Origin of the sequence: Micromonospora sp. PLK6-60, from assembly GCF_019890675.1 — a bacterium.
GTDB lineage: Bacteria > Actinomycetota > Actinomycetes > Mycobacteriales > Micromonosporaceae > Micromonospora.
Map to the genome: position 1 here is coordinate 1 of NZ_JAIOAA010000022.1, position 18,882 is coordinate 18,882.

16 protein-coding genes and 1 tRNA gene are annotated in these 18,882 nt (G+C 71.4%); 6 read left to right on the forward strand and 11 right to left on the reverse strand.

Features of this window, described 5'->3' with window-relative positions:
- On the reverse strand, positions 1–584 hold a 584-nt coding region (locus K7640_RS26920; protein WP_222957731.1), incomplete at its 3' end, for a tetratricopeptide repeat protein.
- Positions 585–828: 244 nt separating this feature from the next.
- On the opposite strand from K7640_RS26920, the gene K7640_RS26925 reads away from it, so the two are divergent.
- A tRNA-Leu gene (locus tag K7640_RS26925) sits at positions 829–912 on the forward strand.
- Positions 913–1,286: 374 nt separating this feature from the next.
- On the opposite strand, the gene K7640_RS26935 is transcribed toward K7640_RS26925, so the two are convergent.
- On the reverse strand, positions 1,287–4,472 hold the full coding sequence (locus K7640_RS26935; RefSeq protein ID WP_222957732.1) for a penicillin acylase family protein: 3,186 nt from the start codon (positions 4,470–4,472) through the stop codon (positions 1,287–1,289).
- A gap of 673 nt (positions 4,473–5,145) precedes the next feature.
- Between K7640_RS26935 and K7640_RS26940 the strand changes: the two genes are divergently transcribed.
- The 4 genes from K7640_RS26940 (at position 5,146) to manD (ending at position 8,400) form a co-directional block, all read left to right on the forward strand.
- Positions 5,146–5,307, forward strand: a complete 162-nt coding sequence (locus K7640_RS26940) for a hypothetical protein (protein WP_222957733.1) — start codon at positions 5,146–5,148, stop codon at positions 5,305–5,307.
- A 512-nt stretch (positions 5,308–5,819) separates the two neighbouring features.
- Positions 5,820–6,392: a DUF2087 domain-containing protein gene (locus K7640_RS30440; protein WP_255610038.1), complete on the forward strand. Its 573-nt coding sequence runs from the start codon at positions 5,820–5,822 to the stop codon at positions 6,390–6,392.
- Positions 6,393–6,425: 33 nt separating this feature from the next.
- Positions 6,426–6,866: a hypothetical protein gene (locus K7640_RS26950; protein WP_222957734.1), complete on the forward strand. Its 441-nt coding sequence runs from the start codon at positions 6,426–6,428 to the stop codon at positions 6,864–6,866.
- 325 nt (positions 6,867–7,191) lie between these two features.
- A complete protein-coding gene (manD, locus tag K7640_RS26955; RefSeq protein WP_222957735.1) occupies positions 7,192–8,400 on the forward strand; it encodes a D-mannonate dehydratase ManD in 1,209 nt (402 codons plus the stop codon).
- 10 nt (positions 8,401–8,410) lie between these two features.
- Here manD and K7640_RS26960 read toward each other — a convergent pair whose 3' ends face one another.
- The 6 genes from K7640_RS26960 to K7640_RS26985 are packed head-to-tail and all read right to left on the reverse strand — an operon-like array spanning position 8,411 to position 16,270.
- Positions 8,411–10,522, reverse strand: a complete 2,112-nt coding sequence (locus K7640_RS26960; protein WP_222957736.1) for an alpha-glucuronidase — start codon at positions 10,520–10,522, stop codon at positions 8,411–8,413.
- A complete protein-coding gene (locus K7640_RS26965) occupies positions 10,519–11,208 on the reverse strand; it encodes a DUF624 domain-containing protein (RefSeq protein WP_222957737.1) in 690 nt (229 codons plus the stop codon). Before K7640_RS26965 ends, K7640_RS26960 begins: the two co-directional genes overlap by 4 nt.
- A complete protein-coding gene (locus K7640_RS26970) occupies positions 11,205–12,728 on the reverse strand; it encodes a xylan 1,4-beta-xylosidase (RefSeq protein WP_222957738.1) in 1,524 nt (507 codons plus the stop codon). The genes K7640_RS26965 and K7640_RS26970 overlap by 4 nt, the downstream gene beginning before the upstream one ends.
- Positions 12,729–12,734: 6 nt before the next feature.
- Complete coding sequence (locus K7640_RS26975) at positions 12,735–14,378, reverse strand: extracellular solute-binding protein (protein ID WP_222957739.1); 1,644 nt, start codon at positions 14,376–14,378, stop codon at positions 12,735–12,737.
- A 39-nt stretch (positions 14,379–14,417) separates the two neighbouring features.
- Entirely contained in the window at positions 14,418–15,344 is a 927-nt protein-coding gene (locus K7640_RS26980) for a carbohydrate ABC transporter permease (protein WP_308042764.1), read from the reverse strand.
- A complete protein-coding gene (locus tag K7640_RS26985; RefSeq protein ID WP_222957741.1) occupies positions 15,341–16,270 on the reverse strand; it encodes a sugar ABC transporter permease in 930 nt (309 codons plus the stop codon). The genes K7640_RS26980 and K7640_RS26985 overlap by 4 nt, the downstream gene beginning before the upstream one ends.
- Before the next feature lie 67 nt (positions 16,271–16,337).
- Here K7640_RS26985 and K7640_RS26990 point away from each other — a divergent pair, with 67 nt between their 5' ends.
- Entirely contained in the window at positions 16,338–17,366 is a 1,029-nt protein-coding gene (locus K7640_RS26990) for an acetylxylan esterase (RefSeq protein WP_222957742.1), read from the forward strand.
- Positions 17,367–17,455: 89 nt separating this feature from the next.
- Here K7640_RS26990 and K7640_RS26995 read toward each other — a convergent pair whose 3' ends face one another.
- From K7640_RS26995 to K7640_RS27005, 3 genes are read right to left on the reverse strand one after another with little or no spacing between them, the layout of a single operon-like run.
- Positions 17,456–17,863 carry an arsenate reductase ArsC gene (locus K7640_RS26995; RefSeq protein WP_222957743.1) on the reverse strand — a complete coding sequence of 136 codons (408 nt, stop codon included), beginning with the start codon at positions 17,861–17,863 and terminating at the stop codon, positions 17,456–17,458.
- Entirely contained in the window at positions 17,860–18,042 is a 183-nt protein-coding gene (locus K7640_RS27000; protein WP_222957744.1) for a hypothetical protein, read from the reverse strand. The genes K7640_RS26995 and K7640_RS27000 overlap by 4 nt, the downstream gene beginning before the upstream one ends.
- Positions 18,039–18,779, reverse strand: a complete 741-nt coding sequence (locus tag K7640_RS27005; RefSeq protein ID WP_222957745.1) for an MIP/aquaporin family protein — start codon at positions 18,777–18,779, stop codon at positions 18,039–18,041. The genes K7640_RS27000 and K7640_RS27005 overlap by 4 nt, the downstream gene beginning before the upstream one ends.
- Positions 18,780–18,882 lie beyond the last annotated feature (103 nt).

An 18,882-nucleotide genomic window follows, 5' to 3' on the forward strand; every position in this document is an offset into this window, starting at 1 on the left:
GGCTGCTGCGGCGCGGCGACCGGTGCGGCAGGGATCGATGGTGGCGGCGGGAGCGGCCCGGGCTGCGGGCGTGGGCCGGGCACGTTCGCCAGCTGCACGGTCGGGCCGGACAGGGCGGTGTGCGGCGGTTGCGGCGCCGCCGGCTGGGGTGCGGCCGGCGGGCCGCCGAGGTACCGCTGGGCGGCCTGCACCGCCGGGTGCTCGGCGCCGAGCACCGCCGGCCCGGCACTGGCCACCCGCGAGTAGTTCCGGCGCGCCTCGTGCCGGTTGCCCAGTTCCTCGGCCACCGAGGCCAGCTCGAACGAGATCGCCAGCATCAGCGGGTCGGTGGCGGGCCAGCGGCGCTCCGCGGCGGCGTACGCCTCCTCCAGCACGCGCCGGGCGGCGGCCGGGTCCCCGGCCTCGCGGTGCAGCCGGGCCAGCAGATGGGTGCTGCCCAGCACGTCCCGGTGGTCCTCGCCGTAGCTCGGCCGGGCCGCCGTCACGGCGTCGGTGAGCAGGCGACGGGCGCTGCCGAGATCACCTCCGGAGCGCAGGGCGAGGGCCTGGTGCTGGGCGGCGGCGAGGGGGGAGGGATGGGACACCCTGACAATGCTGCCGGTAGTCCCGGTCCGGGCGCCACCCGCCCTGACGTCCCGTGCCTTGCTGGTGCACGAGCGTCGATGCCGATACGGCGATGAGCTGCGGAAACGATCTCCATGCGGGGTGCGGGTACGGCGATGTGCATGATCCATCTCCGGCGTGTAAAGTATTGCCGCAGTGCGGCCCACCGGGGCCGGTCGACGGGTGCGAGAGCACCGAGGCCGGCAGGGTAGGCTGGACGAGCAGGTCCGGGTGGCGGAATGGCAGACGCGCTAGCTTGAGGTGCTAGTGCCCGTATAGGGCGTGGGGGTTCAAGTCCCCCCTCGGACACGAACTGAATCCCAACGGTGCGCGGCAAGGTCAACACTTGCCCGCACCGTTTGTGTTTCCGGGGTGTAGCACAGGTGCAACCCGAGGGCGCGGTAGACCTCTGCCGCCGGGGTGCGGTGCGGCCGCAAACGCGTCGAGCGGCTCATGCGCAGCCACGGGCTGCTGCCCCGGTCGCTGCGGCAGTCGCACGACCCGGCTCTGCACCGTTTCCCGCACCGCCGAGCTCGGCACGCCCGTGACCATCGTGGTGGCGGCCGCCCCGAGCCCGGGCGGAGTGCGTTGAGCCGTACTCGCGTGCGGTGTCGGCGGGCTGAATGACCGGCGGTCCCCGGCCCGCGGGCGCGGCGGATGGTCCCGCCGGCCCGCGGGCGAGGTCACCTTCCGTAGAGCTCGAACTCGTAGAGCGAGAACCCGTACGACGAGGCGCGCTTGACCCCGTACATCCGGACGTAACGGGCGGTGACCGGGGCGAAGGTGGCGTTGTCGACGCCGCCGTTGCCGGTGGCGGTGGCGAACACCGGCGTCCAGGAGTTGCCGTCGCCGGAGACCTCGATCCGGTACGCGGTGGCGTACGCGGATTCCCAGCGCAGCACCGCCCGGCTCACGGTGCGGGCCGTGCCGAGGTCCACCCGCAGCCACTGGTTGTCGTTGTAGCTGCTGGCCCACCGGCTGGACAGGCTGCCGTCGACCGCCTTGTCCGGGGTGTAGCTGGTCAGGAACTGGGTGCTCGACGCGCTGGCCGGGCGACCCTGGGCCAGGTTGGTGACGTCGTCGCCCCGGCGCGCCGGGAACGAGACCACCTGCTGGTAGGTGGGGCGGTTCTGCCAGGCGATCAACGGGTGGGTGATCCCGCCGAGGCCGGACTGGGCGATCGAGTCGGCGCACCACTGGTCACCCGCGCCGCACGACTTGTCGCCCGGGTAGACCGTGCTGGCCGGCGCCGCGGCGGCCTGGCCGAGCGCGCCGAGCAGCGCCGTCCGGCACGCCGTGAGGTTGCCGTTGCCGCAGTACGCCCGGCCGAGCCCGCCGGCCACCGGGTCGCCGAGCACGGTGCGCAGGTCCTTGTCGACGTAGCCCCACCAGCCGTACTGGAACGACGAACCCTTGTGCGCCTGCCCCTGCGGAGCCCAGCTCACCGCGCCGTCACGCCCGCCGTTCTGGCCGCCCGACGGGGCTTCGTTGACCTCGATGGCGTCGACCAGCGCGGCGTAGAGGTCCGGCCCGAGACCGGGGCGGAACTCCGCCGAGGCCAGCAGCGGCCACCAGGCGTCAAAGATCCGGATGGCGTCGGCGTGCTGGTAGACCTTCGAGCCGGGCGCGGTCTCCACCCGCCGCGCGCCGGCCTGCTGCCAGGCCCGCAGCTTGCCGATCGCGTCGACCAGCGCCGGGTCGGTGACCGCCGCGCCGTCGAGCACCCGCAGCAGGTCGGGAAGTACCTGCTGACCGCGCAGGTCGGTCACCGCCGCATCCGCCATGATCTTGACGACGTCGGCGCGGCCGAGCTTGCGCTGGGCGATCGCGGCGCGCACCGGGCCGTCGAGCAGCTGACCCCGGTGTACGGAGCCGAAGCTGAAGTTGCCGTCGGCCGCGCCGAAGTCCCGCGCCTGCTTGTTGTTCCAGCTGACGTAGTAGTCCTGGTTCACCGACTGCGGGTGCGCCGAGGCCGGAGCGTAGGTGGCGTCGTTGGTGTCCGGGTTCCAGCCGACCCACTCGTACGCCGGCTCGGCCTTCGCCGGCAGGTTCGGGTCGGTGACCGACGAGCGGGCCGGGTTCGCGCCGGAGTTGTAGTACGCCGCCTCGGTCGAGTTGACGTAGAACCAGTTGAACGCGTAGCCGACGCTGGCCGCGGCGGCCTGGAATGCCGCCGCGCTGCCCATCGCCGACGGATCGTTGAAGGCCTGGAAGCCGATCGCCGAGTCGGCCTCGTGCCGGTAGGTGGAGCGCAGCTTCGTGAACGCGGTCGGCTGCCCGTTCACCAGCCCCCGGTACGCGACCAGCCCGTACTTCGTGCGCAGCGCGCGCAGCGTGTAGGAGCCGGCCGGGGTGGAGTCGGCCAGCGTCGGCGACCAGGAGTTGCGCCGCTCCAGCACCTCCATGGCCAGGCACTGCCCGTGGTAGAGGTAGCTGTTGGTGCGCAGCGTCGGCGCGCTGCCGTCGGTGGTGCACAGCGGCACCGCGTACGTGTCGGTGAGGTCCTGGGAGGCCGACGTGGCGCTCCACGCGTAGTCCTGGCCACGGCCGAGCAGGACGTAGAGGTTCAGCCCGGCGAACGCCGCGCCACGGGCGCTGATCCCCGGACCCTGCAACTCCTGGAGCATCAGCAGTTGCGGGGCGAAGTAGCCGGTCTGCGGGCCGAACACGGCGACCGGGTTGCCGGTGGTGGTGTGCCGGCCGGAGACCACGACCGCGTTGGACATGCCGTGCGCGCGCAGGTTGGTCAGGCCGCCGAGCAACTCCTTGGTGGCGGCGCTGGTCCCGGTGCGGGCGGTGGCCCCGCCGGTGGCGTCGTAGGCAAGGGGCTCGGCCGTCACGCTGCCGGCGTCGGGGAGCACCGCGCTGGTCGCCCCGGGCGGCGTGGCACCGTACGGGAAGCTCTGCCCATCGTGCAGGGTGAGCACGGTCTCCGGATCGTTCTGGGAGCGGAACGCCGCCCAGACCAAGTCGCCCTCGGTGGCGCCGTACTTCGCCCGGGCGGCGACCCGGACCAGCGCGGACTGGATCTCGCTGCCGCCACCGCCGCCGAAGAGGCCGCCGATCACGCCGGCGGTGGCGATCAGGTCGGTCATGGTGAAGTGCTTCGGCTTGCCGGCGCCGGCGAGCACGTACTCGCCGGGGTAGTTGTCGTCGGCGATGGACTTGTCGATGTAGGCGTTGATGCCGGCGATGTAGTCCACCACGTCGGTGTAGAGCTGCTGACCCCGGGCACCCTTGGTGCGCAGCGCGTCCACCTGGGCCTGGAGGTCCGCCTCCGTGTAGGGCGAGTTGGCCCAGACGCTCTGCTCCAACTCCCGGTTGCCGGGCGCGCCCCCGGCGAACGAGCTGACGTTTCCGCGTCCGACATGCCGCAGTAGGTCCATCACCCAGAGCCGGTCCTGGGCCCCGGCGTAGCCGGCGCCGAACATGGTGCCGGCGCGGGTGGTGCCGGTGACGTGCGGGACGCCGGTGGTCCTGTCCCGCACGATGGTGACGTCCGCCCGTGGCGAGACGGTGCTCTCCACCTGGGCGGCGGGCACGCCGAACGAGGAGTCGTTGTAGAACTGGGCGATCTGCTCGTCGGTCAGCCCGGCGTAGTTGTAGACCAGGTTCGCGTACTCGTCGAGCTGGTCGCTGGAGTGCGCCGGCCGGGTGCCGAGCGCCTGGTGGGCCAGGATGCCGGCGAGGGTGGCGTTGCCGTTCTGCCCGGGCGGCAGGATGTCGGCGCACTGGCCGAGGCAGTAGTCGTTGGCGGTGAACGTGGTGGCGGCCAGCGCCGGTGACGGCGGGGTGACCGTCAGGACGCTCGCGGTCAGGGCGGCGGCGCTGAACGCCGCGAGCCGGGCACGGAGTACGGGTCTGGGCATGGCGATCCTCCGGGGACGCGGAGCCGGGCCGAACGGTACGCCCGGCTGCCGGTGCCGACGGCTCCCCTCCGCGCCCGGGCGCTCCACCCGGAGGTGAGAATGACTCATGTCAATCTGGGGCAATGATCGACGTGGGACCGGTGTCTCGGGTAGCCATCGTTCACCACTCGCCAATGGGGACGTTTTGCCACTCTCGCCCACCCGGAGGGGGAACGACACAGCCAGGCGGCTGGTCGATACCTTCCCAACCGACCCGGCCGGCACGCGGAGGTTCTTCTTCCAGGCCAGGGCCACAAGTCGACACCACGACCGGAGACCAGCTCAACCCTGTGCCGCGGCCGCAGGCGCTCTCCGCCCTCACGCGCTCGCCGGTCTGCCCGTCTCGTAGCCGAGTCGCCAGGCGTCGCCGACCCGCGGCTGTGGCTGCTCGCCGCTCCGGTAGCGGCACGCCGGGGAGATGGTCACGCCGGCCGCCCGCGTCCCGCCAACCCGGCGAGTAGTTCGTCAAGGCACTCGTACCTACCTCGCTGCGGTCGCGGTACCGGAGCCGGCACCGCTGCCGACATCGCCCGCGCCAGCCGCCCTCAGTGGCGATGGCGGCTTGCGGTCCGACGTGGTGTGCCCCGACGCCGCTCGCCGCGTCACCTCGGCGTGGCCGGCGCCGTGAAGGCCGATGTCACGGCCCTCGAAGCCGACCAACCACCTGTCCCCGCTGCTTCGCGACGAGCTGGAGGAGGCGCTTGGCACCGGACCCGGGGCGGTCGTCGTCGCCAGCCACGACCGGCGGCTACGCCGGCGGTGGCCGGGACGCGACGTCGCGCTACGGGGCTGGTAGCCCGTGCCGCCGGTCGCGTGCGGCCCACTTGCAGGCGTCCACATATAGATAGTTCGAGGGCGGCGCGACCTACGCTGTCATTGGCTCAGCCAACGCCTCTGCCCGCTCCCGTGACCTGCTCAGGGAAGCCGCAGTCCTCACCGACGACGAAGGGCTGTGCGCGCAGGTATCCGAGCAGTTGGACGTCTGGTGTATCGAAGCGACTCAATCGATTAGGCATGGCTGAAGCGAGCTCGTGAGATCTACCGTCCTGGCACACGAACCGAATCCCAACGGCATCGCCAGCCGGTTGTCGCTCCCTACCGGGGCGCCAGTTTCAGGTCGTATTTGATGACAGCCATGGATGTCCGGTTATCGTCACCCCGGAGTTCTACTCGTTGTCCATGATGCCCTGGCTACCGCTATGCGGATAGCCAGATGCCGGGTTGCCAGTCCCTCAGCCGCGCGGTGCCCTCCGGGCGGCCGGCGATAAGCGGGTGACGGCTTGATCCGAAACCGTTAGCGTCCCGTTCATGAGTGCCGACGTGATCCTTCGGTCGATCGCCGATCCCCGCCGCCTGCGGGCTTTTGCCGCCGTCGTGCTGGGCGCCCGGTCGACCGCGGACATCGCCGAGGCCACCGGACTGTCGCCGCGTGAGGCGGCCGTGGCGGGGCGTCGGTTGCAGGAGGCGGGGCTGGTCGAGTCCGATGGTGCCGGGCTGCGTCCGGCGTACGAGAAGCTGCGGGCCGTGGTGGCCGACGACGGCGCCGTCGTGACGGAGGCCGACCTGCCGCGGCCTCTGCGACCCTTCGTCCGCGACGGTCGGCTCGTGTCGATGCCCGCTGGGCAGTCGAAGCGACGGGCGTTGCTCGAGCACCTCACCGAGGTCTCGTTCGACGCCGACGCCGCCTACTGCGAGCGTGAGGTCGACGACCGGCTGCGGCGCTGGTGCGAAGGCTCATCCGTCGACCATGTGAGTGTGCGGCGCTACCTGGTGGAGGCGGAGTTCCTGGTCCGCGCCGGAGGGGTCTATGCCCGGGACAGGGCGCGCCTTCCCGCAGCGAACGCTGCCGAGCAGCACGTCGCCGCCATGGGCCTGCGGTAGACCCCTGGCACGTTCGAAATGAGGACCGGTCGCGTGAGCAGCAACCACACCGTCGTCATCCGCGGACTCGCGGGCCACCCCGCGACCGCCCGAGACCGCCTTGAGGAGCCGGTGCGGCACCCGGGGTGCGACTTCCTCGACCGGGGCATCCTGGCCCTGGTCGGCTTCGACCCGCTGCTCGGCGTACCCGTGCCCGTTCGGGTCGTCGCCCCGGCGCGGAAGGTCCGCCACCGCAGGCGGGCGTTCACCCCACCGCCCTGGCCGCAGGCCTACACCATCGGCGGCAAGCCGGTCGGCGAACGTGGACGCCTTGGTGCGCAGGCACGATGCGATCGTCGTGGCCCAGCGCGGCACCACTTTGCGCTGATCGCCGGGCATCGCCGCCGCGACCTACGGCGAGGTGGTCCGTCCTGGACCGGGCGAAGGCCGCCCGCCGCTCAGGTCCACGCCCGCTTCGCGAAGCGCCACCGGTAGCCGCCGCGAGGTGCCGCAGCGGCGCCTGGGTCGGGCGGTCCCGCACGGCACAGCCCTTGCGACGGCGTCGGTGACGCCCTGCAGGCCGGCGTCGCGGATGAGCCGCTTGACCCGTTGGCGGCCGCACCGCCCCCAGCGGCGAGCCTCAGCGCGGCGTCGCCCCGCAGCGGAGAGCCGGCTACATCTGGTGGATGCCGCGCGGCCTGGCGGCGGAACTTCTCGGGGGTACTGAGCGTGACCGCCCCGGCCCTCACCGGCACCCCCATCGATCAATGATGGTGGATAATTCTGTGGTGACGAACGCGCCGACCGCAGGGGAGACCCGATGAGAATCGTCGATGCCCGGGTCATCGTGTCATGTCCCGGCCGGAACTTCGTCACTCTGAAGGTCGTCACCGACGAGGGGGTCACCGGCGTCGGCGACGCCACTCTCAACGGCCGGGAACTGTCCGTCGCGTCCTATCTGAGCGACCACGTCGTACCGCTGCTGATCGGGCGGGACCCGGCCCGGATCGAGGACACCTGGCAGTACCTCTACCAGGGGTCGTACTGGCGGCGCGGGCCGGTCACGATGAGCGCCATCGCCGCCGTGGACACCGCACTGTGGGACATCAAGGGCAAGGTCGCCGGGCTGCCGGTCTACCAGTTGCTCGGTGGCCGGTCCCGCGAGGGCGTGACCGTGTACGGCCATGCCAACGGCGAAACCGTCGACGAGGTGCTGACGGAGGTCGCCCGCTTCGTCGACCTCGGCTACCGCGCTGTGCGGGTGCAGTGCGGCGTGCCCGGCCTGCCCCGGACGTACGGCGTCAGCGCCGACAAGATGTTCTACGAACCCGCCGACGCCGCGCTGCCGACCGAGACGACCTGGTCGACGGAGGCCTACCTGGCCCACGTGCCGAGCGTGTTCGCCCGGGTCCGCGAGGAGTTCGGCCCCACCCTGCGCCTGCTGCACGACGTCCACCACCGGCTCACCCCGATCGAGGCGGCGCGGCTCGGCAAGAGCCTGGAGCCGTACGCGTTGACCTGGATGGAGGATCCCGTCCCGGCGGATCTGCCGGAGGCGTTCCGGCTCATCCGCCGGCACACCACCACGCCGATCGCCGTCGGCGAGGTCTTCAGCAGCATCTGGGACGCCGCCCAGCTCATCCGGGAACAACTCATCGACTACGTCCGCACCACTGTGGTCCACGCCGGCGGGATCACCCACCTGCGACGCATCTTCGACCTCGCCGCGTTGCACCACGTCCGCAGCGGTTCGCACGGCGCCACCGACCTCTCACCGGTCTGCATGGCCGCCGCGCTGCACCTGGACCTCGCCATCCCCAACTTCGGCCTGCAGGAGTACATGCGGCACACGGAGGCGACCGATGAGGTGTTTCCGCACGGCTACCGCTTCGACGGCGGCTACCTGCATCCGGCCGAGACCCCGGGGCTCGGGGTGGACATCGACGAACAGGCCGCGGCCCGCTATCCGTACGCACCGGCCTACCTGCCGGTGAACCGGCTGGCGGACGGCACCGTGCACCCCTGGTGAGCGCGCCGGTTCAGTGGATGCGGCGACCGTGGGCGTCCGGCACCCCGGACTTGCGGAAGAAGTAGGTGTTGATCTGGTCCCGCCACTCGACGGCGCTGCGGAGCTGCTCGTCGAGGCGCTCGGCGACCCGCTCGTGGACGGCCGGATCGATCGCCCCGGCGACGAGCCGCCACCGCTCCCGCATCGCCGCCACCTCCTCGACCCCGGCGAAGTGCGTGTCGTAGATGTGCTGGATCACGGTGCGGCCACTGTGCAGCACGTGCCGGTAGGGGACGTGATGGAAGAACAACAGCAGTTCGTCGGGGCAGCGCTCGCGTGACTCGTACACCTCCGACCACGGCGGCGGGTATTGGCCGGTGAAGCCGGTCCCGGTCGCCCGGGTCCGGTCCACTCCGACGCCGTCGCGGTCGGCGAAGTGGTACGTGCCCCACGGGGTGTACTCGTAGCCGTCCACGTCCGGGCCGTAGTGATGGCCGGGCCGCACCATGAAGCCGACGCCGAGCGGGGCGGTGTAGCGCTCGTAGGTGCGCCAGGAGTCGTCCATGATCGCGTGCATCGTCCGACGCACCGCCTCCGGATCACCGGTGGTCACCGGCAGCCACGTCAGGTCGATCCACTCGTCGAGGATCGCGCCGGGATCCAGCAGCGGGTCCCAGGCGAGCCGGCCGAAGGCGTACAGGTTGGCCTGGGCCAGCGGGTGCCCGGTCCAGAACGGGTCGTCGCCTACGTTGGCCACGGCGACCAGGCCGCCACCGGTGCCTGCCCGGCCGGCCGCGACGTCGGTGATCGTGCCGCCGGCCGCGCCCCAGGGCTGGAACCGCAGCACCTCGCTCCACCACGGTCCGAGGTAGCAGACGTGCTGCTGCTGGCCGGTGTACTCCTGCGTCGCCTGCAACTCCACCGCCAGCCGGGTGGCCGGCATCGCGGCGAGCACCGGGGACACCGGTTCGCGTGGCTGAAAGTCCATCGGACCGAACTTCACCTGGAGGATCACGTTGTCGCTGAATCGCCCGTCGAGGGGTGCGAAGTGGTCGTGGGCGGCCCGGGCCCGGTCGGTCGACCGGTCCCGCCAGTCCTGGCGGTGGTCGTAGACGAACGCCCGCCAGTGCACCACGCCTCCGTGGGGGGCGAGCGCCTCGGCGAGCAGGTTCGCGCCGTCGGCGTGGTCGCGCCCGTATGCGAACGGGCCGGGCCGGCCCTCGGAGTCGGCCTTCACCAGGTAGCCGCCGAAGTCGGGGATCCGCTGGTAGACCCGCCGGGTGGCGGCGGCCCACCAGGCCCGTACCCGCTCGTCCAGCGGGTCGGCGGTGGGCAGGCCGCCGAGGACCACCGGGGCGGCGAAGGTCACCGACAGATGCACCCGGATGCCGTACGGGCGGAGCCCCTCGGCGATCTCCGCGACGTCGCCGAGCCGGTCGGTCAGCAGTCGTGCCTCGGTGTCGTGCACGTTGACGTTGTTCACGGCGATCGCGTTGACGCCGCAGGCGGCGAGCAGGCGTCCGTAGTCCCGGAGCCGGGCGGGCTCGTGCCGGGCGGCACCGTCGCGCCAGAACAGGGAGCCGCCGGCGTAGCCCCGCTCGACCTGGCCAGAGACCGGGTGTACGGCCACGTTGTCCCAGTGGTCGAGCATCCGCCGGTGCAGCGTCGGCCGGTACCGACGCGCCGGAAGGTTGTCGTCGAAGGCCGCCGCGCCGAGCCGGACCACGTGGAACAACCCGTACAGCAGGCCGGCCGGCGCGTCGGCCAGGACCACCGTCACGCCGTTCACCCGCGCCAGCAGGTACCCCTCGTCGCCGAGGGATGGGTCGCCCGTGCCGTTCGCCGCCGGTGTCGCACCGAGCAGGGCCGCCTCCGCTGACGCGTTCGGCACCGGGCCGACCCCGCGCAGGGCCAGCACCAGGTCGGCGTCGACCGGCCACGGTGGACCGTGCCGGAGCTGTCCGCCGTACCGGGCGCAGGCCCGGCTCACCTCGTCGAAGACGGTGCCGACCACGGGCCCGTCGCCGTGCACCAGTACCGCGCGGGAGCCGAGTTCGCGGAACGCCGCGGGCGGCAGCCAGGCGGAGTGCCATGCCGACTCGCCGGCGTCGGCCGACGCCCGGCCGGTGACCGGAACGCTCATGTGGTGAACTCCGCCCGGATGTCGTCGATCATCGGGTCGCCGATCCGCAGCAGCGCCAGCGCCAGGAGCGCGGCCAGCAGGGCGAGCACCGCCTCGGAGAACACCGCGGTGACACCGGCGACGGCGGCCAGCAGCACGACGTTGCCGAACGTGACGCCGGGCTTGCGCGCCACGTAGTAGACGGCGAGCCGGAGCACGTCGCGGGTGCGGAAGGTGAACAGGGAGACGATCACCAGCGCGTTGAGCCCGACCAGGATCACCCCCGCCCCGACCACGACCAGCGGCACGGCCCACCAGCCGGGGACGGCGGCGGCGGGCAGGTTCGCCAGGTTGACCGCGATGACCACCAGCCACAGCAGCGTCGGCGCCCAGACGCGCAGCACGCCCGGCAGGTTGGCCCGGTAGGCCCGGAGGAACGTGGCGGCGGGCCGGAGATCGGTCAGGTCGGGGCGTTGGTGCCGCAGCGTGTACAGGGCGGCCGAGACCGCCGGGCCGACCGGCAGCGCGGCGACCGCGACCAGCGGGAGGTTGCTGCTGTCGCGGTCGAGCAGCACGAGCACGGCCAGGCCGGGCAGCACGCTCACCAGGAGCAGCAGTTCGACCACGAGCAGGGTGTGGACCCTCGCGGCGGCGCGTGCCAACGGTCCGTCGCCGAACTCCCGCAGCCCGCCGGCCGCGCGGCTCACCGTCGGTCCCCGGGCGGGTCGAGCAGGCTGTCGTCCCACCATGGCGGGGTCTCGTCCACCACCGGGGTCAGCTCGGCGAGGGTCACCTCGTGCCGGGTGAGGACGAGGTCGAGGTCGGCCCGCCCGGCCGCGACCGGCAGGGCGCGGTGGGTACGGGCCGGCTCGGCGGCCTCCCGCATCGCGTCGAGCTGCCGGGGCCGGGGCGAGTGCGGGCTGCCCATCTCCCGCCAGGCCGCCCAGACGTTGCCGGCGTCCTCGCTCACCGACGAGCGGAGCAGGAACGCCGACGTGGTGCCCGGCGGGCCGATCGGAACCGACAGCGACAGGGTGTGCCGCTCGGGTGCCGGTTCCCGGCCGGTGACGTCGACAGGGGCCCAGGCCAGCACCGCGACCCGGCCGTCGGGGTGCCGGGTGACGAGGTGGTCCGGTCCGCGCGCGAGCACCTCGTCGCCGAGCCGGGCCATGAACGCGTACAGGTGGTAGGTGGGTTTCTTGATCTGCCGGTGGGTGAGCAGGCCGAAGCCGCCGTGCAGCGGCGCGGTGGGCACCCCCTCCTCCTCGAACACGTCGCTGAAGGTCCAGTAGGAGAAGGAGTCGACCAGGTCCCCGCCGCCGGCCAGCACCGGAGCGAGGTAGGCGGCGTGGAAGGCCGTGTCGTGGATCGGGTTGTCCGGCCGGTAGGAGGAGTTGAACTCGGTGATGTGCACCGGGTGGCCGGCCAGCGCGGTGCCGGCCAGGTGCCGGCGGGGCGCGGCGAACTGCTCCAGCAGTTCCGCGGCCGGAGCGAGGGTCTGCCGGGTGCCGAACGGCAGGTGCCGGGCCGGGCCGGAGGTGTATGCGTGCCGGCTGACGAAGTCGACAGGCACGTCGCGGTCGGTGACGAACTCGGCGAACGGCTTCAGCCACTCGTCGGCGCCGGGGGAGAGGGCCGGACCGCCGACCTGGAGCGCCGCGTCGACGTCCTTGACGGCGTGCGCCGACACCTCGTACAGGCGGTGGTAGGCGTCCTGGTCGGCGCCGGACCAGAACGCCGTCAGGTTGGGCTCGTTCCACACCTCGATGGGCCAGCCGCGTACCTCGTCGAGGCCGTACCGGTCGACCAGGTGGGCCACCGTGGCGCGCACCAGGTCACCCCATTCGGTGTACGACCGGGGCGGCGTCACGTTGCCCCGCCACCAGAACACCGTCTGGTCGCCGGAGGCGAGCGCCGAGGGCATGAACCCCAGCTCCACGAAGGGCCGGATGCCCGCGGCGAGATAGGCGTCGACGACCTGGTCGACGTAGGTGAAGACGTGCCGCACCCGGCGCTCGCCCCGGTGTTCGTAGGGGCGGTGCACGCCGACGCCGTCGCTGAGCAGCCCGTGCCCGCGGATGTGCCGGAAGCCGATGTCCCGCTGCACCAGCGCCAGCGAGTCCTGATAGTCGCGTCGCAGGGCCAGGTCGAACCGGCCGGTGCCGACGCAGGTACGCCAGGCGTCGGTCAGCCGGCCGACGGGCTGCTCGGGAACGGTGCCGCGCATCGCCGCTCAGCCGTGGCTCTTGCGGTACCGCTCGTACGCCTTGTTGACCAGGTCGGTGTAGGCCTGCGCGTTCTTGCCCTTCAGCTCCGAGACGTACGCGTCCCACTCGCTCAGCGGCCGCTGGCCGAGGGCGAACTTCAGCGTGTTCTGGGTGACGTGGTCCTGCAGCGCGGTCGCCCACAGCGTCGTCTGCTCGCGCTCGGCGTCGCTGAGCGGCGCGGGTGGCGGAGTCACCCAGGGTGCGGGCTTGCGGGCGTTCATCTCCTGCTGGAACTCCAGCTCCTCGGGCGAGAAGAACGACTGCACCAGGTCGAGCTTGCCGCCGTAGGCGAAGACGCCGTTGTAGAAGCCGAAGTCCTTCTGCAGATGCTTGCTGCCCTTGGGGTTGAGCCCGATGACGTTGACGTCGGGGGCGAGGGTGCGCTTGCCCGAGGCGTCCTTGGTGTACGTGGTTCCCTCGACGCCCCACTTGGCGAACTCCTGGCCGGCGTCGGAATACCAGAGCCAGTCGACGAACTGCATCATGGCCACGAAGTTCTTGCCCTCCCGGGCCTTGCTGGAGATCATCACGCCGTTCTCCAGCCGGCTCGCCGGGTTGACCGGGCCGGCCGGCCCGACCGGGAAGAGAATCTTGCCGAGCCGGGCGTTTGGGTTGATCTTCGCGATGTCCGGGCGGTAGTCGTTCACCAGGGTCTGCGCGTTCGTGCTGATCACGAACGACTTGCCGCTGGCGAGCTTCTGCCGGGCCTGGTCGTCGGTCTGGGTGAACGTCTCCGGGTCGAGCAACCCCTCGGCGACCAGCTTGTGGAGATACTCCACCACCTGCCGGTAGCCGTCCGAGGCGCCGGTGAAGACGTACTTCCCGGCCCCGGCGTCCCAGCTCGTCGGCTGGTAGTTCCAGCCGGCGCCGGGCAGGCCGTGCGCCAGGGCGAGCATGTTCAGCAGGTTGCCGGCCGGGTTGGGCTTGCCGAACCGGTCGGAGAACGGGATGACGTCCGGGTGGGCCGCCTTCATCGCCTTGAGCATGGCGTACACCTCGTCCCAGGTGGTCGGGGACGGGATCTTCAACTGCTCCAGCACGTCGGTGCGGACCGCGAGCGTGTAGTCCTGCCAGGGCTTCTCGTGCAGGCCGGGCAGCAGGTAGAACTTCCCGTCCTCCTGCCGGAGCGTGTCCATCTCCGGCTTGAGGTTCCACCGCTCGATCTTGTCCTTGAAGTGCGGCATCAGGTCGAGGTAGTCGCTGACCGGAAGGATGGCGCCGGACGAGACGTACGAGTTCTCCTGCGGGTGGTAGGTCTTCGGGATGATCAGCGGAGCGTCGCCGGATCCGACCAGCACGCTGCGCTTCTGCTCGTAGTCGCTCAGCGGCACGGCGACCGGGTCCAGCTTGACGTTCGTCCGCCCGGCCAGCTCGGTCCAGAACAGCCACTCCGGCTTGAGCGGGTAGTTCGGGTGGTTGTTGTAGAGGATCGAGAACGTGACCGGCTCGGTGGCCTTGAACTGGTCCCCGACGCCGTACTTCTCCATCGCGCCCGCACGGTTGCGGTCGAGGTCCTTCTTGTCCGGGGTGTCGTCGCCGCAACCCGCCAGGGAGACGACGGCGGCCGCGCCGGTGGCGAGCAGCACCTGGCGCCGGGACAGCTTGGCCATGGATTCTTCCTTCCGGTGGTGGGGGCGGTGCGGGGGCGGCTATCCCTTCACGGCGCCGAGCATGATCCCGGAGACGAAGTACCGCTGGATGAAGGGATAGACCGCGAGGATCGGCAGGATCGTCAGCACGATCGTCACGGACTGGATGGTGGCGGCGGACTGGACGACGTCGCCGGCGCTGCCGAGGCCGCCGCCGGTCTGCGTGGCGTCGGTCGCGCCCGCGATGAGGTTGCGCAGGTAGACGGTCACCGGGAGCAGGTCCTGACGGTCCAGGTAAAGGAACGCGGCGAACCAGGAGTTCCAGAACGAGACCGCGTAGAACAGCACCATCGTGGCGACCATCGCCTTCGACAGCGGCAGGACGATCCGCAGCAGCGTGCCGTACGTGTTCAGCCCGTCGACGGCGGCGGCCTCCTCCAACTCGACCGGCAGGCTCTCGAAGAACGCCTTCATCACCAGCAGGTTGAACACGTTTATGGCGTTGGGCAGGGCGATCGCCCACACGGTGTTCTTCAGCCCCAGGCTGGTGACCAGGACGTAGTTGGGGATCAGGCCGCCGGTGAAGAACATGGTGAACACGGCGATCCCGACCAGCGCGGTCCGGCCCCGCAGGTGCCGCTTCGACAGCACGTACGCGTAGCAGGTGGTGAGCACGACGGAGATGAGCGTGGCGACCACCGTGTAGAAGACGGTGTTGCGGTAGCTGATCCAGAAGGTCGGGTCCGACGTCACCACGCGGTACGCGGTGAGGTTGAACCCCCGCGGCACCAGGTTCACCTCACCCGCGACGATGTACGCGTTGTCGCTGAGCGAGCGGGCCACGATGGTGAGGAACGGATACAGGGTCACCACCACGACTCCGGTCAGCACGACGGCGTTGACGACCTGGAAGAGCCGGTAGCCCCGGGTGGGGCGGGGGCCACGGGGCCGGGTCGCCGGCGCCCGCGTACGGGTCTGCGTGCTCACCACAGGCTCGTCCCCACCGTGCGCCGGGAGATCGCGTTCGCCGACAGCACCAGCGTCAGCCCGATCACGGACTCGAACAGGCCGATCGCGGCGGCGTAGCTGAGGTTCCCGGAGACGATGCCCACCCGGTACAGGTAGGTCGAGATCACGTCCGCCGTCGGGTAGGTGAGCGGGTTGTACAGCAGCAGGATCTTCTCGAAACCGACGGCCATGAAGGTGCCGATGTTGAGGATCAGCAGGGTCACCATCGTCGGCCGGATGCCCGGCAGCGTGACGTGCCAGGTCTGCCGCCACCGGTTGGCGCCGTCGATACGGGCCGCCTCGTACAGGTCGCCGTCGACTGTGGTGAGCGCGGCGAGGTAGAGGATGGTGCCCCAGCCGACGGTCTGCCAGACCTCGGAGGAGACGTAGATCGTCCGGAACCATCCGGCCTGCTGCATGAACGGGACCGGCTCGCCGCCCACGGCGCGCACCAGCTGGTTCACCGTGCCGTCCACCGACAGCAACTGGAGGACCATGGCGGCCACGATCACGATCGACAGGAAGTGCGGCAGGTAGGACACCGACTGGACGAACCGCTTGAGGGCGCGGTTGCGCACCTCGTTGAGCAGCAGCGCCAGCACGATCGGCAGCGGGAAGCAGAACAGCAGGGTCAGCGCGCCCAGCACGAGCGTGTTGGTGAACACGCTCCAGAAGGTGGGGTCGGTGAAGAACAACCGGAAGTACCGCAGGCCGGTCCAGTACTCGCCGAAGATGCTGCCGCCCGGCTGGAAGCGCCGGAACGCGATCACGTTGCCGAGCATCGGAAGGTAGCGGAACGTCAGGAAGAACAGCAGCGGCAGGACGGCGAGCGAGTAGAGCTGCCAGTCCCGGCGCAGGGCCCGCCGCCAGGGCGTACGACGACTGCGCGGGGTCGGGGCTGCCAAGCTCGTCCTCCCGCCTGACCGTCGGCCGGAACTTTCCGGTAATACGTCGTAAGCCTTTCGGAAATTTATGGGTATCGTTATCTGCGTGTCAAGAGCATCGATCGATGTCACCCTCGACCGGCTCCGCCGCTACACACCGGCCGTTGCCGAGCCCGCCGACTTCGACCGGTTCTGGCGCGCCACCCTCACCGCCGCCGCGGCCCCCCCGGTGCTCGTCGGCATCCGTCCCGAACCCACCGACCTGCGGCTGGTCGACGTGTGGGACGTGACGTTCGCCGGGTACGCCGGCGAACCGGTCCGGGCCTGGTACACCCGTCCGGCGGGCGTATCCACGCCGCTGCCGGCCGTGGTGGAGTACCCCGGCTACGGACGGGGCCGGGGCCTGCCGGGCGAGCGGCTCACCTGGCCGGTGGCCGGTTACGCCCACCTGCTGGTCGACAACCGGGGACAGGCCGGCCTGTTCAGCCGCGGCGACACCCCGGACCCGCACGACGCACCCGGCGGGCCCAGCCCCGCCACGCGGGGGATCCTGTCCCCGGACGACTACCACTACCGCCGCCTCATCACCGACGCGGTCCGCGCGATCGACGCCGTCCGCGTCCTGCCCGGGGTGGACCCGGCCCGCATCGCCGCGGTGGGCAACAGCCAGGGCGGTGGACTCGCGCTCGCGGCGGCGGGCCTCGTCGACGGCCTCGCCGCGCTCCTGGTCACCGCCCCGTTCCTGTGCGACATCCAGCGCGCCATCGAACTGACCGAGGCCTCCCCCTACGGCGAGATCGCCCGGTACCTGGCGGTGCACCGCGAGGCCGAGGAGGCGGTCCGGCGCACGCTCTCCTATGTGGACGGGGTCGCCTTCGCCCGGCGGGCCAGCGCCCCGGCGCACTTCGGGATCGGCCTGCGGGACGAGGTCTGCCCACCGAGCACCGGCTTCGCCGCCTACAACCAGTACGCCGCCGCCAGCGGGTCGGTCGCGCCGCTACGGGAGATGCATACGTACCCGTTCAACGGCCACGAGGGCGGGGAGGCCGTCCACGTCCGGCGGCAGCTACGCTGGCTCGACGCGGTGATCCGTTCCGCCGGGACGGCAGTCGGCTGACCAGCTCACGGAAGTCCGCACCGGAGCGCTCGGACGTGCCCGCGGCTACCGGGCATCGAGTCTGCCAACGGCTGACCCGACAGCTCCCATTAGGCGGTGGGGCGCAGCTCGGTGAGGAGCTTCTCCACGCGGGTGCGGATCTCATCGCGGATCGGGCGCACGGCGTCGACGCCCCTGCCGGCGGGGTCCTCGAGCTTCCAGTCCTCGTAGCGCTTGCCGGGGAAGACGGGGCAGGCGTCGCCGCAGCCCATGGTGACGATGACGTCGGAGGACTCTGCGGTGGCGTACTCGAGGAGTTTGGGGGTCTGGTCGGTGATGTCGATGCCGACCTCGCGCATGGCCTCGACGGCGGCGGGGTTGACGGTGTCGGCGGGGGCGGAGCCGGCGGAGCGGACCTCGACGGTGTCGCCGGCGAGGTGGCGCAGCCAGCCGGCGGCCATCTGGGAGCGGCCGGCGTTGTGGACGCAGACGAACAGGACGCTGGGCTTGTCGCTCATCGGGTGCCTTCCATGTGGTGCGCGGGCCGGTTGACCGGCGTGTGATCGGGGTTGGGGACCAGGTGGATCGGGTCGCTGGCGCGGTCGAGCGTCCGGTAGCGGCCGAGCCGTTGTCGGTGGTTGACGAAGCCCGGATCGGCCCGGGCGCCGCTGGTGCCCGGTGGATGCGGGGTTGTCACGAGCGGCGGCTGACGGCGGCGTCGTCGGTGGGGACGACGACCTGGTCGGCGGCGGTGCCGGCGTCGGGGTAGAGGGCGGCGAGCAGGCCGACACCGACGGCGAGGCCGACGAGCTGCGCGAGGACGAATCCGGGTACGGAGGTGGGGGCGATGCCGGCGAAGGTGTCGGTGAACGCGCGGCCGATGGTGACGGCCGGGTTGGCGAACGAGGTCGATGAGGTGAACCAGTAGGCGGCGCCGATGTAGGCGCCGACGGCGGCGGGTGCGACCGCGGCGCGGCCGGAGCGGGCGAGGGCGAAGATCAGCAGGATCAGGCCGGTGGTGGCGACAACTTCACCCAGCCAGAGGTGACCGGCGGCGCGGTCCTTGCCGGAGAGGTCGACGGCGGCGAGGTCGAACATCAGGTTCGCCAGCACGGACCCGGCGATCGCGCCCAGCACCTGGGCCACGACGTAACCGCCCAGGTCCCGGGCGGTGAGGCCAGTGCCGGTGCGTCGGCCGAGGAACCAGTCGGCGGCGGAGACGACCGGGTTGAAGTGCGCGCCGGACACCGGGCCGAAGATCAGGATCAGCGCGCCGAGAGCGAACGCCGTGGCGATGGAGTTCTCCAGCAGCTGCACGCCCACGTCGCCGGGGGAGAGGGTGGCGGCCATGATGCCGGAGCCGACCACGGCGGTGACCAGCAGGGCGGTGCCGACGAACTCGGCCAGCAGGCGCCGCCGAAGTGCGATGGTCATCAGTCTGTTCTCTCCCATGATGTTGCTGTCGGCGGATCGACGGGCGGTTGGTTATCGGGTGGCGGGGACGTTCAGTTCGTCGAGCAGGCGACGGACCCGGCGC